The organism is Pseudomaricurvus albidus (assembly GCF_018863235.1).
Classification (GTDB): domain Bacteria; phylum Pseudomonadota; class Gammaproteobacteria; order Pseudomonadales; family Cellvibrionaceae; genus Pseudomaricurvus; species Pseudomaricurvus albidus.
Genome location: NZ_JAHKRS010000004.1, coordinates 155523 through 171718, shown reverse-complemented (window position 1 = coordinate 171718; position 16196 = coordinate 155523). Strand labels below are relative to the sequence as shown.

The following is a 16196-nucleotide window of genomic DNA, read 5'->3' as shown; positions in this document are numbered from 1 at the left end:
TTCATTAGCTGCCAGACAGCTCCTTCACATCCACACCCAGTGCACGGGCAATGTTCCGCAAGATCGGCTCACTGGGCTCCCGCTCACCGGCCTCAATTTGCTTGAGATACACAGGACTGATGCCGACCTCTCTGGCAACGAAGGCCGCATCAAGCCCCTTACTTTGCATCACCGCTGTCACTTTAGCGCCCTGGAAACTGCCCGCATCAGATATTGAGGCAACATCTTTCAGCTGCTCCATCAGACTATTACGCAACTGCTTACGATCCTCAGGCTTTAAAGCAGCAGGTTCTTCGGAAGCGGCACCCTGACTTGCCTCAGCCCTGACCAAAAGTGCCTCGTACTCATCGTAGGGCAATACCGCCCACTCAGGACGACCGTCTTTCATAATTACCTGAACACTCACAAGGTTACCTCATTGATTCATTGCCCATACACGGGCTTAAAGTCCCAAATGGGGCTATGATACCCTTTCAAGTCTCATTTTGCTGGCTTCTAACCTGTCTGGTTCCGATCTTTCACAAGCCAGACACCTTCCCCGAAGTCACAGATAGCCATTGGTAATCAGCCCTTTTATAATCCTCTACCAAATTCTCAACAAAGGCCCAGCTTGTGCTGCCCAGACTCATTGTTCTTATTGCCGTCGCATTTATTGCCTGGTATGGCTACAACCACTTCAAACGACAGCCCCCCGAAGCGCGCAAGACGCTGTTAAGGAAGTACATCATCTATGGCTTGGTTCTGGCCGCTGTCGCTCTGGCAGCTACAGGCAGGCTTCACTGGATAGGGGCACTTATCGCGGTACTCATCCCGGTCATCCGCCAGTTTGGCATGCTGGCCCTACGACACCTGCCGATCAAAGACTGGCTGAGCAAACAGAGCTTCGCCAACCCCACGTTGACGACACGATTTGTGCGTATGACGGTCAATATGACCAACGGGGAAATGAAGGGTGAAATCCTGGCCGGTGATTTTCAAGGGAGAAGTCTGGAGAGTCTCAGCGAGGAGGAACTCAATGGACTGCTGGCCAGCTATCGTGAACAGGACACCGAATCCGCCCGATTACTGACGGCCTACATCCAACGACGGTTTTCCCGTCAGGGTGGCGCCTCGGGAAATCGGACTAATGAATCCACCACTGGCCATATGGATCGCCATGAAGCCCTGCAAATTTTGGGGCTCAAGGATGATGCGACAGAAAAAGACATCATCCAGGCACACCGCAAGCTTATGCAAAAGGTTCATCCGGACCGAGGCGGCAGCGATTACCTGGCCGCCAAAATCAATCAAGCCAAAGACTTTTTACTTAAAGGCTAATTTTTTGGCTCAAAACATGAATATAGCGCCCCAGTGATCTCCAGGGCTCTTCACGAGACAACCGCAGTTCCAGTAACAATTGCTGCTGCGGTTCGTTCATGCGGTGCTCTGGTTCCAGAATATAATCGTGAAAACAGCGAATACCACTGCAACACAACTGTTCCAGCGGCAACACTGACAACCATTTGTAGACTTGCTCTGGCTCTCTGGGGTACGTAGGAGTCAGACTCCCCCGATAGCCTTTGTAATCGTCATCAATGACCTTTTGAAAATTCGTCCGCAGCAGGTTTTTCATTTTGATGCTGTTTACGTTGTAAAACGTCAATGATAACCAGGCTTCTGGAGCCATCAGCTGCAACAAGGACTGCAACAACTCCTGCGGTTTTACCACCCATTCCAACACCGCATGACACAGAACCAGATCAAAAGCCTCTGTAGAAACCTCACACAGGGATTGAATGGAGCCATGATGCAGCTGAACCCGCTCTTCCACCCCGGCTTCAATACTATTGGTTCTGGCAAGCTTCAGCATTTCCGCTGAAATATCACACAACACAACTTCGTGCCCCAGCTTTGCCATGGCAATACTGAATTGCCCCTGACCTCCACCGGCATCCAGTATCCGCAATGGTTTTTGAGCTTTTTGTTCTCCCGCAAAGAATTCCTGCGGTAAAAACTCCTGTAAATCGCGTTCTAACACTGCGAGGCGAATATCGCCCTTCAAGCGATCATAGACATTGCGCTTGAAGCGATGAGCAAGATCATCAAAGTTGCGATCAACATCTGCAGGTTGTTTTTTAGGGCGGGGAGGTAATTTGGATTTGGCCATCGATGCAACTTCTGAAATAGAGAAAAATCTTGATGTAAATAACTAACGCCTGGAAACACTAAAAAATCGGAAAACACACCAATGTCTGGAAAAGCGGTCAAAAAACAGGGACACTTGTCTTCACCGTACTTAACCACTTTTGAAACATGCCAGACAGACCCAGGACAAATTGGAGTGTATATATCATCCTCAGCAGTGATGATCGCCTTTACACTGGCATCACTACTGACATAAAAAAGCGCTGGCACGCCCACTGCCATACTCAGCAAGGTGCCAAGTTTTTCCGTGGCCGCTCACCTAAAAAATTACTGTATGTCGAGACCGACTTCGACCGATCCAGCGCCAGCCAGAGAGAAGCTGCCATCAAAAAACTGAGCCGTACTCACAAGCTGGCACTCATAGCACAACAATCAGAAATCAACTGGCACAATCAGTTGAACTTGCCCCAGTCCTGACTGACCTCCACCATTGCGTGCAAGGTGCGAGAATGGAATTCACGTCGATACAAAATCGCCACAACCAGGCCTACCGCAAGCACAAATGCAATCGGATGAACGAACCAGGCCAGCATCGCCATGGAGAAATAATACGCTCGCAAGCCAAAATTGTAGCTGTGCGATGCCTGATCCAACACCTTGCCGGTATGTCTGGCATAGGTATCACGTTGGTCCTGATCTATGTCTCCGGCTTTAAAAATTGGCGTTGCGCCAAGAATGACATTACAAAAACTGAACTGCCGTAACGACCAGGTAAAGGTAAAAAACGCATAGATAAAAATAAACACCAGTATCAGTAACTTAAATTGCAATTGCGCTGAACTGGTCGGCGCAACAAATGGCAGATGCTGCAATAGACCATAGACCTGATCAGAGGATGCGAGGACAGTCACCAAACCCGCCAGCACCAGAATTGTGGTGGACGCCATAAAAGAAACGCTGCGCTCCAGATTGGCGATAATTGAGGCATCGGGCATGCGCATTTCACGAAACAGGACTTCGCGCATCCACGCCAGTCGAAAACCGTGCATGACCGAGGCCAGACAATCGGTCTTCTTGGCCATGTTTCGGGCGAATCGGCTATACCCTACCCAACACCCCAAAAACCAGATCAGGCAGGCCAGGTTAACCCAATCAGTGGCATGGCCTATCAAATACTCTTTCACCACAGCGTCCTATTGATTGTTTTTTGCTCGACTCCGGGCACACCAACCTCGGAACTTTCAGATCGTGTAGTGTATCATGGAGCCTTCAGGAATGGCCTGATACATCATCCAAAATCATCTGTGACCAACCCATCTGACCCACCGAGGGTAACTGTGACCCGTCCCAAATGCCTCAAGTGCAATACCCCCATTGCTCGCTGTTTCTGCGATCTGGTTGTGGCTACTGAAACTGACGTTGAAATTATCATCTGGCAACACCCCAGTGAAACAGGTCACGCCAAGGGGACAGTGCCCCTGCTCACCCGCTGCCTTACCAACAGCCAACTGATTATTGCCGAGGCATTAAACCAGGCAGACTTTGAACAACGATTTGGCTCAACCGGGCGTCAACTACACCTCCTTTTTCCTGAAGACGACAAAAAAGGCGCTAACCCTCTCCCATTGCCCTCCGGCAAACAACTGAGCCTGCTGGTACTTGACGGCACCTGGCGTAAGGCCCGCAAGCTGCTCTACCTGAATCCGTGGCTGACCCAATTACCGAGATACCCTCTCATCAATCCGCCGCCAAGCCGCTACTCTATTCGCAAAGCAGAAAAGCCGGGGCAGCTCTCCACTCTGGAAGCCACCTGTGCCGCCATTGCCCAGGCAGAGATCAGCACAAAAAACAGTCAGCCCATTCTTGATGCCTTTGAAAGCTATCTGAACAGGCTTTCAGCACCCAGAACAGAATCATCCAGCGACCGCTGACACGCCTAACGCTCTCAAACACGCTACAGAGCCCGCATTTCGCCTTATCCCGTGACCACACTCCGCCGAGTGCGTTACACTTGTGTCTGAAACGCACCGGTCTGTAACGTCCACCCCTTTTGTGGATTCCAGTGGTGCCAAGCGACATATTCTGAGGTTATCGAATGACAGTAGCACACCCGGCTTTTGAGAAATTACGCAGCCAACCCATTGACTCCCTGCAAGTCACCGTAGAGGAGTATCGCCACCGCGTAACCGGTGCTCAACACATTCACATTGCTTCAGACAATAACGAAAACGTTTTCCTTGTCGCCCTGCGTACCGTGCCTCAGGACTCTACGGGTGTCGCACACATTCTTGAACACACCGCCCTGTGTGGCAGTGAGAAATACCCGGTGCGCGATCCGTTCTTTATGATGATCCGCCGCTCGCTGAACACCTTTATGAACGCTTTCACCAGTTCCGACTGGACGGCCTACCCGTTTGCCAGCCAAAACCGCAAGGATTTCAACAACCTGCTGGATGTGTATCTCGATGCGGTATTCTTTTCCCGTCTGGATCCTCTGGATTTCGCCCAGGAAGGCCACCGCTTTGACTTTGCCGAACCCGGCAATCCAGAATCCGATCTGGTGTACAAAGGCGTCGTGTTTAATGAAATGAAAGGTGCCATGAGCTCCGTGCCTTCCCAGCTGTGGCAGACCTTGTGCAAATACGTCTTTCCAAGCAATACCTACCACTACAACAGTGGTGGTGAGCCGGATGCGATTCCGGATCTCACTTACGAACAACTGCAACACTTCTACAAGACGCACTATCACCCCAGCAATGCGGTGTTTATGACCTACGGCGATATTCCTGCCCCGGAATTACAGGCAAAATTTGAGGAGCAGGCCTTAAGCCGTTTCGAAAAGCTGGACAAAGTCATTTCTGTGCCTGATGAGCAGCGTTATCTGGCTCCAATCCGGGTGGAAGAAGCCTATCCCGCAGAAGAAGGCAGTGACCTGAGCGGTAAAACCCACGTGGTTTTAGGATGGCTGCTGGGCAAAAGCACCAACCTGCAAGAAACACTGGAAGCCCAACTGCTGGCCAGTATTTTACTGGATAACAGCGCTTCGCCGCTCCAGCACGCTCTGGAAACCACTGATCTGGGGGCCGCACCATCGCCCCTGTGCGGCCTCGACGATTCGCAAAAAGAACTGACGTTTGTCTGTGGTCTGGAAGGCAGCGACGTCGACAAGGCAGATCAGGTAGAAACCATGATCCTGGACGTCATCGAGAAGGTGGCCAACGAAGGTATCGACTACGAAGATCTGAATGCGGCCCTGCAACAACTGGAACTGCATCAACGGGAAGTGGGTGGCGACTCCTACCCCTATGGTCTGCAGATCATTATGACCGCGCTGACATCAACCACTCATCGCGGCGATCCTATTGGCTTGCTCAATCTGGATCCGGCCCTGGAAAAACTGCATAGCGACATCAAGGATCCCGAGTTTATTAAACGACTGGCCCGTCAGCTGTTGTTGGAAAATCAACACCGCGTGCGTCTGACCTTGCGTCCTGACGACAAGCTGGCCAGCCGTAAAACTGCTGCCGAAAAGACAAGGCTGGCCAACATCAAAGCCTCACTCAGTGATGATGAAAAGCAGGCGATCATCAAACAGGCAGAGGCTCTACAGGCCCGCCAGGTACAGATCGATGATGACAGCATTCTACCCAAGGTGGGACTCGATGATATCCCCACTTCCATGCATTACACCCCGCACCACAGTGTGGAGAAACTGCCAACACCGCTGACGAACTATGCGGCGGGTACTAACGGTCTGGTGTACCAACAGATCATTATTGAACTGCCCAAACTCACTGCCGAACAACTGCAAACCCTGTCCTATTACGGCATGTTCCTCACCGAACTGGGGATTGGCGACAAGACGTATCTCGATGTGCAACGCTGGCAAGCGAAAGTGGCGGGTTCAATTTCAGCCTACACGTCCATTCGAGGCGCCAGTGATGACGTCCAGAAAGTACAGGCAAACCTGACACTCTCCGCCAAAGCCCTGAAAGCACAACAAGCCGGCTTGTGTGAATTGATGTGGGCAACCCTGAACGATGTGCGCTTTGACGAAACTGGCAGACTGAAAGAATTAATCTCTCAGGTACGCGCTCGTCGGGAACAGAGCGTCACTGGCAATGGCCACAGCCTTGCCATGGCCGCAGCCAGTGCCGGCATGAGTCCGTCCGCCCAGATTTCGCACAAGCTGAACGGTCTCGCGGGTATTCAAACCATCAAGAAACTGGACGAATCCCTGAAGGACAAAGAACAACTGCAGGCCTTCGCGGCACAACTGAAGGAAATCCACGACGTCGTGCTCTCTGCCCCGCGTCAGTATCTGCTGGTTTCCGAACCCGAAGCGCTTGCAGATTATCAAAAGGCAATTGAGTCTTACTGGCCTACGGCACAACCGGAAGAATGCGAGCCCTTCTCTCTGGATCCTGTCAGCGAGCAGATAACCCAGGCCTGGGTGACCAATACTCAAGTCAATTTCTGCGCCAAAGCCTACCCCACTGTCCCCATGGAACACCCTGATGCGGCTGCTTTGACGGTTCTGGGTGGATTTATGCGCAACGGCTATTTGCACCGCACGATTCGCGAACAAGGCGGCGCTTACGGTGGTGGTGCAACGCAGGACAGCAACATAGCATCCTTCCGCATGTTCTCCTATCGCGATCCCCGCATGGAAGAAACCCTGCAGGATTTTGATAAATCCATCGAATGGCTTCTCACTACCGAACATGAGTACCAGCCGCTGGAAGAATCCATTTTGGGGGTGATCAGCTCTCTGGACAAACCCAGTTCACCGGCGGGTGAAGCCAAACAAACTTTCCATGCCGAGCTGTTTGGGCGCACGCGCGAAAAACGTGAAACCTTCCGCCAGCAAGTTCTGGAAGTCACCATTGACGACCTTAAACGTGTGGCCAAAACCTATCTGCAACCAGAGAAAGCCAGTGTTGCTGTGATCACCGGCTCAGGTCAACTGGATAAAGTGAAAGAGCTGGGGCTGGATGTGATCAATTTATAATCACTTCCTTTAACAGGCCTGCTCGGCTGTTTCCTGAAGATACCCGCTACGGCGGGTATTTTTTTGCCTGTAAACCATGAGGTTGCACCTCGGGCTTGAGCGTGTAAACATTCGCCATCGTAAAAATTAAGGACTTACCCCTACTATGGCTATCCAGCGCCTGATGATCGCCAACCGTGGCGAAATCGCCATCCGTATTGCCCGTGCCGCGTCTGATCTCAACATCACCTCAGTTTCCATTTACAGCGAAGACGACAAAAATGCCCTGCATCCGCGTAAATCCGACGAAGCGGTTCCTTTGCATGGCACGGGGGTCAGCGCCTATCTGGACATTGAGCAGATCATTACCCTGGCCAAGCAGCATCAGTGCGATGCCATTCATCCCGGCTACGGCTTTCTCAGTGAAAACCGCAATTTTGCGGAAGCCTGTGAAACCAATGGACTGATTTTTGTCGGGCCTGCTCCTGCAACACTGGACGCTTTTGGCAACAAGGCATCTGCCCGTGAACTGGCCATTCAGTGCGGAGTTCCCCTGCTTCAGGGCACCCAAAATGCCTGCACACTTGAGGATGCCAAAACGTTTTACCGTCAACTGCGGGAAACCTCCGGCGATACCGCTGCTGTCATGATTAAAGCCATTGCTGGCGGCGGTGGTCGTGGCATGCGGGCCGTACATCATCCAGATCAGCTGGAGGATGAATTCAAGCGCTGCCAATCAGAAGCTCTGGCAGCGTTCGGCCTTGGTGATGTGTACCTGGAACAGAAAGTCGTCAATGCTCGTCATGTTGAAATTCAGATTCTGGGCGATGGTCAAGGCCAGGTTTGCCACTTCGGCGAGCGTGAATGCAGCCTGCAAAGACGCCATCAGAAACTGATTGAAATTGCTCCCAGCCCCAGTGTGTCTTCCGAACTGAGAGAACAATTGTGCTCAGCGGCGATTACTCTGGCTCAGGAACTCAACTACCGCGGATTGGGAACCATCGAGTTTCTGGTGGACTGCGACAGCCAACAGTTCTTTTTCATGGAAGCCAATCCAAGAGTTCAGGTTGAACATACCGTTACTGAAAGCGTTTACGGTATCGACCTGGTGCAGGCCCAATTGCAAGTTGCAGCAGGCAGCTCCCTCGGTGATTTGAATCTGACTCAGTCGCAGATTCCTGCCCCTAAAGGATTTGCCCTGCAAGCCCGAATCAATACGGAATCCATCGATGCGAGCGGTCAGATCACACCAGCCGGCGGTGAAATCACTCGTTTTGAACTTGCCAGTGGCCCCGGCATTCGCGTCGACAGCTGTGGTTTTAGCGGTTTTCGAAGCAGTCCCTACTACGACTCTTTACTGGCCAAACTGATTGTCCATTCCACATCTGCAGATTTTAATCATGTGATTCGCAAGGCTGTGCGCAGTTTGCGTGAATCCTCCATTGATGGAATCGAAACCAATATTCCTCTGTTGTACGCATTGCTGACTCATCCCGATGTGGTAACCAATCAGGTAAACACTCAGTTTATCGACCAGCGCCTTGAGGAATTGCTGAATTCCGCCCAGCCGATAAACCCCCTCTACGCAGAGTCTCAACACAGGGAACAACTGTCCTCACGACAGGAGCTCACAGCACCTGAACATTGGTCTGCGGTTGAAATCCCCATGCAGGCCGTGGTTGTTGAAATTTCGGTAAATGAGGGTGATACGGTACTGGCAGGCCAGGCCATCGCAGTTATCGAAGCCATGAAAATGGAACACATCATTACCGCTCCCGTCAGTGGCATAGTGCAACGCATAGATTTCCAAACCGGCGATGCGGTTTCCCGTGATGAGCATCTGATGTATCTGGAAACGGATCACAACAGTGCCGGTATGACCACAGAGGAAACACAGATTAATCTGGAAGCCATTCGTCCTGATTTGCAGGAATTTTTCGACCGAAAAGCGAAAACCGAAGACAATGCCAGACCACAAGCCATAGAAAAACGTCATAAAAAAGGGATGCGCACTGCGAGGGAAAACATTGCAGACCTGGTAGACGAAGGCAGTTTTCAGGAATACGGTTCGCTCACCATCGCGGCACAGCGTCGTCGTCGCAGCATTGAAGAACTGATTGACGTCAGTCCTGCTGACGGTCTGGTGACCGGCACCGCCAGTATCAATGGCGATCAATTCAGTGAAGACAAAAGCCGCTGTCTCGTCATGTCCTATGACTATACGGTGTTTGCCGGTACTCAAGGGGTGATGAACCACAAAAAAACCGATCGTATGTTCCGTCTGGCCAATGAACAAAAAATGCCACTGGTATTTTTCACCGAGGGCGGCGGTGGTCGACCCGGCGACACCGATTATCCCGTGGTTGCCGGGTTGGATCTGGATACCTGGAGTTCACTGGCAACCCTCTCGGGCCAAGCTCCCATTGTTGGTATTACAGCGGGGCGCTGCTTTGCCGGTAATGCGGCTATTCTTGGTTGCAGTGACGTCATTATCGCCACCCGGGATTCCAATATTGGCATGGCCGGCCCTGCCATGATCGAAGGTGGTGGACTGGGTGTATTTGATGCCTCGGAAGTTGGCCCCAGCGATGTTCACTCTGCCAACGGCGTCATTGACATACTGGTTGAGGATGAGACTGAAGCCGTAGCTGCCGCAAAGAAATATCTCTCCTACTTTCAGGGCAGCCTTCAGACATGGGAAGGTAGCGATACTCGCACGTTGCGCCACCTGATTCCCGAGAACCGTTTGCGCAGTTACGACATTCGGGCAATCATCGATACTCTGGCCGATGTGGATTCCGTACTGGAGCTTCGAGCGGGCTTTGGCTCAGGGATTATTACCAGCCTGATCCGCATTGAAGGCCGCCCATTTGGTGTTATTGCCAACAATTCACGCCACCTCGGTGGCGCGATAGATACCCCCGCCGCGGACAAGGCCACTCGCTTTATGAAGTTGTGCGATGCGTTCGACCTGCCCCTGATCAGCCTGTGTGATACCCCGGGATTTATGGTTGGTCCAGAAGCAGAAAAATCGGCTCAGGTACGTCACTTCTCCCGGATGTTTGTCACTGCAGCCAATATGGAGATCCCGCTGTTCAGTATTGTGTTGCGCAAAGGCTACGGTCTCGGCGCGATGGCAATGACCGGTGGCAACTTCCACGCCGGTGTGTTCACCGTCTCCTGGCCAACCGGCGAATTTGGAGCCATGGGCCTTGAAGGTGCGGTTCGCCTGGGCTTCAAAAAAGAACTGGAAGCGCTGGAAGACCCGGATGAGCGTAACGCACTGTTCGATAAGCTGGTTGCCAAATCCTACGAAAAAGGCAAAGCCATCAATATGGCCAGTACACTTGAACTGGATGAAGTGATTGATCCCGCGGATACCCGCCGGTGGATTATCCGAGGAGTAAAAAGCGCTGCACCGGCAAAGCCACGCACAGGAAAAAAGTTGCGCTATATCGACACCTGGTAATACAGAGAGTTTTTGATAATCGGGGCTATTTAAACGGGGGTGTAGCGTGTTAAAAGCACTACGCCCTGTCGGTATCCCAAACCACCGTTTCCATGAACCAGGCCTGATGAAGCTATATTCTGCTTTAACAACCTGTTCTGCATGGTGATCAGACCATTCAACGCCGGGTTATTCCAGGCTCCACGGGCTAGGTTCATACCACCGGTTTGGGTCAACGGGTTTCTCTGTATAAACGACAACAACTGATCCGGAGAAGTCACGAAGCCACCAGTTAACAGGGCTGCCAAAGGTACGACGGGATAACAGGTGTACAAATCCAGCAGCAAATCGTCGCGCAAAAACCTTGAATTGAGGCTTTCATCAAGCTGTTGATCCAGCGTTCTGAAGGCGTTACGCAGATGATCATAACTCGCTATTGTATGGGCGACTTGCGGCCCATCTTCTGGCAGCATTCCCAATCCAACACCAGAGATTTCGAGGCAAGCGCCGGCTTCCAAACCAAGATCTCGAGCGACGGATGCACTGGTCAAAAGCATGGCGCCTTCAAAATCCACCACCGGATTGGCGCAATCCACCCCCCGAAACAGTTCAGTGACCGGCTGCAACCAGCGGTCACCGGGAAGCGATGCGGAAGCGACATTTCTGGTATAAGTCCGGCAGTAGTTGTCGAACAAGGCATCACGGAGCTCACAGAAGAATTCTTGGGAAATCCCATTAAGCGCCATAAACTCGTGGGCGAGCAGATTGTAGGCTTCTGTAAGAGGCATGTTATCGCCATAGACCGCCATTGCCTGGCGGCGCTCGGTGGAGGTGTATTCGCTTTTCAGGAAATCCCTGCCGTGAATCACTACAGCGCACTCTTCTCCACTTCGGATCAATCGACACGCCTCAGCCAGCGCTTCTATCGGCGCGCAACCGCTGCGGAAGTGACCGGCCTCCAGAGCGCTGTACCAATCCACAGATAATGGATCGATGGTTAACCTGAGGGGCTGAATGCCCAACTTTGCACTTAATTTGGAGGCCAGGTGATCAAATTGAACCCAATCACCCTCTTCATTAACAGACTTGCCTACAGCGATACTCAAAACCTGTGACATACAACCTCACCGGGAAGCCAAGCAGAAAAGAAAAAAGAGGCAATTGTAGCACAGAGGCGTTTACTCCCCTCTTATCTGACCGTACACTCCACGTTTTTAGTCATACGCGGGAGAATCCCCATGGTTCAAATTGGTAAATTCAACCGCCTGAAAGTGGTCAAACTGGTTGATTTCGGTCTGTTTCTCGATGGGGACAAGTTTGGCAACATCCTGCTGCCCAAGCGCTACATCCCGGCAAATACTGACATCGGCGACGAACTCGACGTATTTATCTACCTAGACTCGGAAGACGAGATCATCGCCACTACCGAGCGCCCCAAAGTCACAGTTGGGGAATGCGCCTACCTGAAGGTCACAGACGTCAACCGTGTCGGAGCGTTTCTGGATTGGGGCTTGCCCAAGGACTTGATGGTGCCCTATAACGAGCAGAGTAACCCCATGGAGGAAGGCAAGTCCTATGTGGTCTACGTGTATCTGGACCCCTACACCAACAGGATCGTTGCCAGCAGTCGCCTGAACCGTCATCTGAGTGAAGAGTCCCTGTTTTTTAAGCCTCAACAAGCCGTCAAACTGATGATTTGCGGTCGCACGGACATGGGCTACAAAGCCGTGATCAACAACACCCATCTTGGGCTGCTGTTTAAAGATGATGCATTCAAACCGCTGAAATACGGAGCCAGAACACCGGGTTATATCAAGGCGATCCGGGCAGACAAAAAAATTGATCTCAGTCTGCAACTTCCACCGGTACAGCAGCGCGCTCAGCTGACGGAACAGATTCTGGAACACCTGGAAGCTCGTGGAGGCACGTCCAATTTGACCGACAAGAGCGCACCTGACGATATTTACAAAGAATACAATGTCAGCAAGGGTGCTTATAAGAAGGCGCTGGGAAGCCTGTACAAGGAAAGACGCATTCTGATTGAGCCGGATAAAATCACACTGATCAAATGATTGAATCGTTTATTTGTTAGGAAACAGAAAAGGAAAAAGTTTCTGTTTTTCGACCTCAGATAATCGATTCATCCTCTGAATATTGTTCTCTGGAATTTGATCACTGTCGGGGTAACGTGCCAGCATATTTTCCAGACTCTGCTCTCGCAGTAAATGTAAAATCGGATACGGGGATCGGTTGGTAAGGTTTTCAGCGTCCTCGGCATCAGTACCTTCAAACTGATAATCCGGATGAAAGCTGGCCACCTGAAACTCCCCGTCCCAGCCTCGCCGGGCAATCAACTGATCGACCCAATTCAGATAGAGGTTGTAATCCATAAAATCCCTCAGCATAAGAGGGATGATCAGCAAGGTGGTCTCAAGCGTTGAGGGCGCTGTCGTTTCCAGCCGTTCGAGCTCGGATTGTAGATCCTGCAACAGAGACTCTTCATCCCTCGCCTCTGAGACCACAAAACGTACCTGCCCTGCTTTCGTTGGCCGTGCTGCAAACGGACACAAATTGAGACCAATAACCACCTCCGTCAGCCAACTCTGTACCTGACTGATGATATGTTCTTGTTCAACGGTGGATGGCTGGACTGTTTTCAAACTCGCTCTCTCCTGTCGGGGCTGTAGGTCATGACTTTCCAGTCAAGATTCTGCGTTTCCCACTCAGGAACAGAATGCTAGACTTTTGGCATCTTAAGTCTAATGTGTTTTTGCGATTCAATCGGACTGCAGACTCTATTATACCTGTGCTGCCGGCATGTTTCAGACTTAAGGCACCTGAACATCAAATAATAATTGAAGGAAATCCCATGCTCAGACTTCATCTAACCGCTCTATTATTCACGCTGCCTTTTCTCAGCAGTCATGTTTTCGCAGCCAACAAGGCCGTGCTGGGACAATGGGACACTCTGGATGGCGATGGAAACCGACAGTCACTGGTAGAGTTGTATTTGGACGGCGAAGAGCTCCAGGGTCGAATCGTCAAGCTGTATGACGAAACCAAACAGGATGCCGTTTGCAAGGAATGCAAAGACGAACGCCAAAATCAGCCAATTGAAGGACTCGTTTTTATCACAGGCTTAACTGCCGATGACGATGAATGGGTCGATGGTCGCGTTGTAGATCCTGAAACGGGTAGTGAATACGACTGCAAACTTTGGCTCGATGGCGAGACGCTGAAACTGAAAGCGGGCTTTGGATTCATTGGCCAAACCCGGGACTGGAAAAGACCAACTGAATAAAACAATCCCGTAGCGTGCAGAAGCTACCTGCATTGACCCCATTAAAAAGAGTCAGTGCAGGCAGATCAATCAGATTTAAAACGTCTTGCCCAAGGTTACCCGAAACGTACGGGGCTCTACCGGGTGGAAGTGGTAATCTTCAACCGGACTCATGTTAGCTGCCAGCTCAGAAGCGGTTAGTGATTCAAAGTAATACGTAATATCGTCATCCTTTGAATCCAGCAAGTTCAGCACCTCAAGCCCGGCAATCCAGCCATCACCCCACTGGTAAAACAGGTTTGCATTGACTGTCGTTGTCGAATCCGAGGTGATTGATCCTGACTCGTTCAAATCGCGGGCACCAAAGTGGCGGCCTCGCAATCCTGCATGAATACCTGAATCAAAGCTCGCAGTCAGGCCTATCGAATAAACCCGTTCGATACTGTCCGGTACATGCCTGCCAATTGCGCTACCGGCATCATCATATTGCTCGTTGCGAAAACGCGCCCGACTCAGGGCAGCATCTGCATCCACAATCAGCCAGTCATTCAATTCATAATAGATGCCGATTTCCAGCCCCCGACGACGTGTTGCACCTCGTGGTTCAGTAGTCCCTTCATCGCCGACAAAAACCAGCTCTGAATCCAAATCCAGCTGAAACAGTGCCATGGATATCTGTGCGCCAGGCAGAATGCCCGTGCGCAGACCCAACTCATAGCCCGTCGACTGGGCAATGGGATCAACAGAGTCGAGCGTTTCCCCCGGGTTAATTGGATCCATGGTTGCCACCACACCTCGGGCGTCATTACTGTGAATGCCTTTCCCGTAGTTGATAAAAAACTCAGTGTCTGCCCAGGGCCCTAATCTGATACTCAACTTGGGACTGGCTTTACCCTCTGAATCACTGCCGGAATTCTCCAAATACAGATCACTCTCAACATCAAAGGAGAAGTAGTCGTAACGCACACCGAGTTCAGTTCTCAACCAGGGAGTCCACTCTTGATTGACGCTTGCGAACACACCTACGGCGGTTTCTTCCACACCGTCACTGACCCAGAGGTCAGTCAGATGACCTCTCTGACTGGCCCCCACCGCCACCTGATGAATATCGTCATAACGTAACGAAGCGCCCAACTGGTAAGCGGTAGTCTCATTAATCGCGCCGTCGAAGACAAACTCCCCACCCCAGATTGTGCGGTCATCAAATTGTGTAAACTCATCACCGTTCACTGGATCGTTAACGAAATAGGTTACGTTCGAAGTCAACTCTAATTCGTAATCAACAACATAAGCCGAGGCTCTGTAGCGATACCCCTCGCCCAAATCACTCCAGACTTCAGATGACAAACTATAACGTTTCGAATCACCACCATCGTAAGGTGTCAGATAGCCCAAGCGATCAACTTCACCTTGTTTTACTGCGCGCTCGGGAATTTGATCCGAGGAAGTCCACTGGTTTTCATAAGCCATGGCTGTCACGCTGAAACCACTGTTGAGATCTCCCTGGCTGTACTTCAGCATGCTGTTATTTTTCTTCATGTCTTCATCAAGATCCCACGGGCCATTGTTGCGCAGCATTTCTGCACCGACCACGAGATTCCCCTCTCCCAGACTGACACCGCTGGTGATCAAAGCCCGTTGATACTGATGCTCACCCACGGTGAGCTTAACCTGGGTATCCGCGAGAGACTTTACATAACGTGTACGGGCGCTGCCCGCAGATGAAAAATCCCCCTCACTGGCATAGTAAGGGCCTTTCTTGTAGACAATCGACTGAACCAGTTCAGGGATTAAAAAGTTAAGGTCAGCGTAACCCTGTCCATGCCCATGAGTCACCATATTCACCGGCATGCCTTCGACGTATGAGGCAAAATCAGTTCCGTGATCCAGATTAAATCCTCGCAAGAAATACTGGTTCGCCTTGCCATCACCACTGTGCTGAGTCACCACCATGCCCGGTACTGTTTCCAGGACTTCAGCCGGGCGCAGCAAGGGCCGGTAAGTCAATTGCTCTTGAGTCACTGTTCCCACAGATGCAGAGGTTGCCTTACCATCCAGCTTAAGTTGCTTGCCAACAACCAGTGTTTCTTCCAACAGTCCCGGCACCCCTGCCGCCAAAGTTACAGAAGAAGCGAGCCCGCATTGCAGGGCCACAGCTGCAGATAAGAGATGAAATGAAGTGTGTTTGGTCATGTGTATTCCTTTATTCTCAATGTCCCTCGAAAGGACAACCAAGACAAAAAAGACACCTGACGACAAAAGCTGGGTTTCAAGAAAAACGGGTTTCAAGAAAGGGGCTGCGCCTGAATGTGATGTGCAGATTCAGAGAGCCACAAAGACCAGACGTTTGGCAA

13 protein-coding genes are annotated in these 16196 nt (G+C 51.3%); 7 read left to right on the top strand and 6 right to left on the bottom strand.

Annotated features, from left to right (window positions below; all coding sequences use genetic code 11):
- Positions 1-4: 4 nt before the first annotated feature.
- Positions 5-406, bottom strand: a complete 402-nt coding sequence (locus KOI40_RS18860; RefSeq protein WP_216097168.1) for a helix-turn-helix domain-containing protein — start codon at positions 404-406, stop codon at positions 5-7.
- A 206-nt stretch (positions 407-612) separates the two neighbouring features.
- On the opposite strand from KOI40_RS18860, the gene KOI40_RS08960 reads away from it, so the two are divergent.
- Positions 613-1317, top strand: coding sequence for a DnaJ domain-containing protein (locus KOI40_RS08960; protein ID WP_216097167.1), 705 nt, complete (start codon positions 613-615; stop codon positions 1315-1317).
- Here the strand turns inward: KOI40_RS08960 and KOI40_RS08955 are convergent.
- Positions 1307-2146: a methyltransferase domain-containing protein gene (locus tag KOI40_RS08955; protein ID WP_216097166.1), complete on the bottom strand. Its 840-nt coding sequence runs from the start codon at positions 2144-2146 to the stop codon at positions 1307-1309. The genes KOI40_RS08960 and KOI40_RS08955 overlap by 11 nt on opposite strands.
- Before the next feature lie 146 nt (positions 2147-2292).
- Here KOI40_RS08955 and KOI40_RS08950 point away from each other — a divergent pair, with 146 nt between their 5' ends.
- Positions 2293-2601 carry a GIY-YIG nuclease family protein gene (locus tag KOI40_RS08950; protein ID WP_216097165.1) on the top strand — a complete coding sequence of 103 codons (309 nt, stop codon included), beginning with the start codon at positions 2293-2295 and terminating at the stop codon, positions 2599-2601.
- Here KOI40_RS08950 and KOI40_RS08945 read toward each other — a convergent pair.
- Positions 2577-3308 carry a DUF599 domain-containing protein gene (locus tag KOI40_RS08945; protein ID WP_216097164.1) on the bottom strand — a complete coding sequence of 244 codons (732 nt, stop codon included), beginning with the start codon at positions 3306-3308 and terminating at the stop codon, positions 2577-2579. The two genes, KOI40_RS08950 and KOI40_RS08945, sit on opposite strands and share 25 nt — an antisense overlap.
- A gap of 153 nt (positions 3309-3461) precedes the next feature.
- On the opposite strand from KOI40_RS08945, the gene KOI40_RS08940 reads away from it, so the two are divergent.
- The 3 genes from KOI40_RS08940 (at position 3462) to KOI40_RS08930 (ending at position 10583) form a co-directional block, all read left to right on the top strand.
- On the top strand, positions 3462-4055 hold the full coding sequence (locus tag KOI40_RS08940; protein ID WP_216097163.1) for a tRNA-uridine aminocarboxypropyltransferase: 594 nt from the start codon (positions 3462-3464) through the stop codon (positions 4053-4055).
- A gap of 164 nt (positions 4056-4219) precedes the next feature.
- A complete protein-coding gene (locus KOI40_RS08935) occupies positions 4220-7135 on the top strand; it encodes an insulinase family protein (RefSeq protein WP_216097162.1) in 2916 nt (971 codons plus the stop codon).
- Positions 7136-7280: 145 nt separating this feature from the next.
- Positions 7281-10583, top strand: a complete 3303-nt coding sequence (locus KOI40_RS08930) for a carboxyl transferase domain-containing protein (RefSeq protein ID WP_216097161.1) — start codon at positions 7281-7283, stop codon at positions 10581-10583.
- Positions 10584-10612: 29 nt separating this feature from the next.
- Here KOI40_RS08930 and KOI40_RS08925 read toward each other — a convergent pair whose 3' ends face one another.
- A complete protein-coding gene (locus KOI40_RS08925) occupies positions 10613-11680 on the bottom strand; it encodes a hypothetical protein (protein WP_216097160.1) in 1068 nt (355 codons plus the stop codon).
- Between the two features lie 120 nt (positions 11681-11800).
- Here KOI40_RS08925 and KOI40_RS08920 point away from each other — a divergent pair, with 120 nt between their 5' ends.
- Positions 11801-12634 carry a CvfB family protein gene (locus tag KOI40_RS08920; protein ID WP_216097159.1) on the top strand — a complete coding sequence of 278 codons (834 nt, stop codon included), beginning with the start codon at positions 11801-11803 and terminating at the stop codon, positions 12632-12634.
- Positions 12635-12643: 9 nt separating this feature from the next.
- Here the strand turns inward: KOI40_RS08920 and KOI40_RS08915 are convergent, their stop codons facing one another.
- The gene (locus KOI40_RS08915) at positions 12644-13222 is read right to left on the bottom strand and encodes a DUF1415 domain-containing protein (protein ID WP_216097158.1); all 579 of its coding nucleotides are present in this window, start codon (positions 13220-13222) and stop codon (positions 12644-12646) included.
- A 209-nt stretch (positions 13223-13431) separates the two neighbouring features.
- Here KOI40_RS08915 and KOI40_RS08910 point away from each other — a divergent pair, with 209 nt between their 5' ends.
- A complete protein-coding gene (locus KOI40_RS08910) occupies positions 13432-13863 on the top strand; it encodes a DUF2147 domain-containing protein (protein ID WP_216097157.1) in 432 nt (143 codons plus the stop codon).
- A gap of 75 nt (positions 13864-13938) precedes the next feature.
- Here the strand turns inward: KOI40_RS08910 and KOI40_RS08905 are convergent, their stop codons facing one another.
- Positions 13939-16035: a TonB-dependent receptor gene (locus KOI40_RS08905; protein ID WP_216097156.1), complete on the bottom strand. Its 2097-nt coding sequence runs from the start codon at positions 16033-16035 to the stop codon at positions 13939-13941.
- Between the last annotated feature and the right edge of the window lie 161 nt (positions 16036-16196).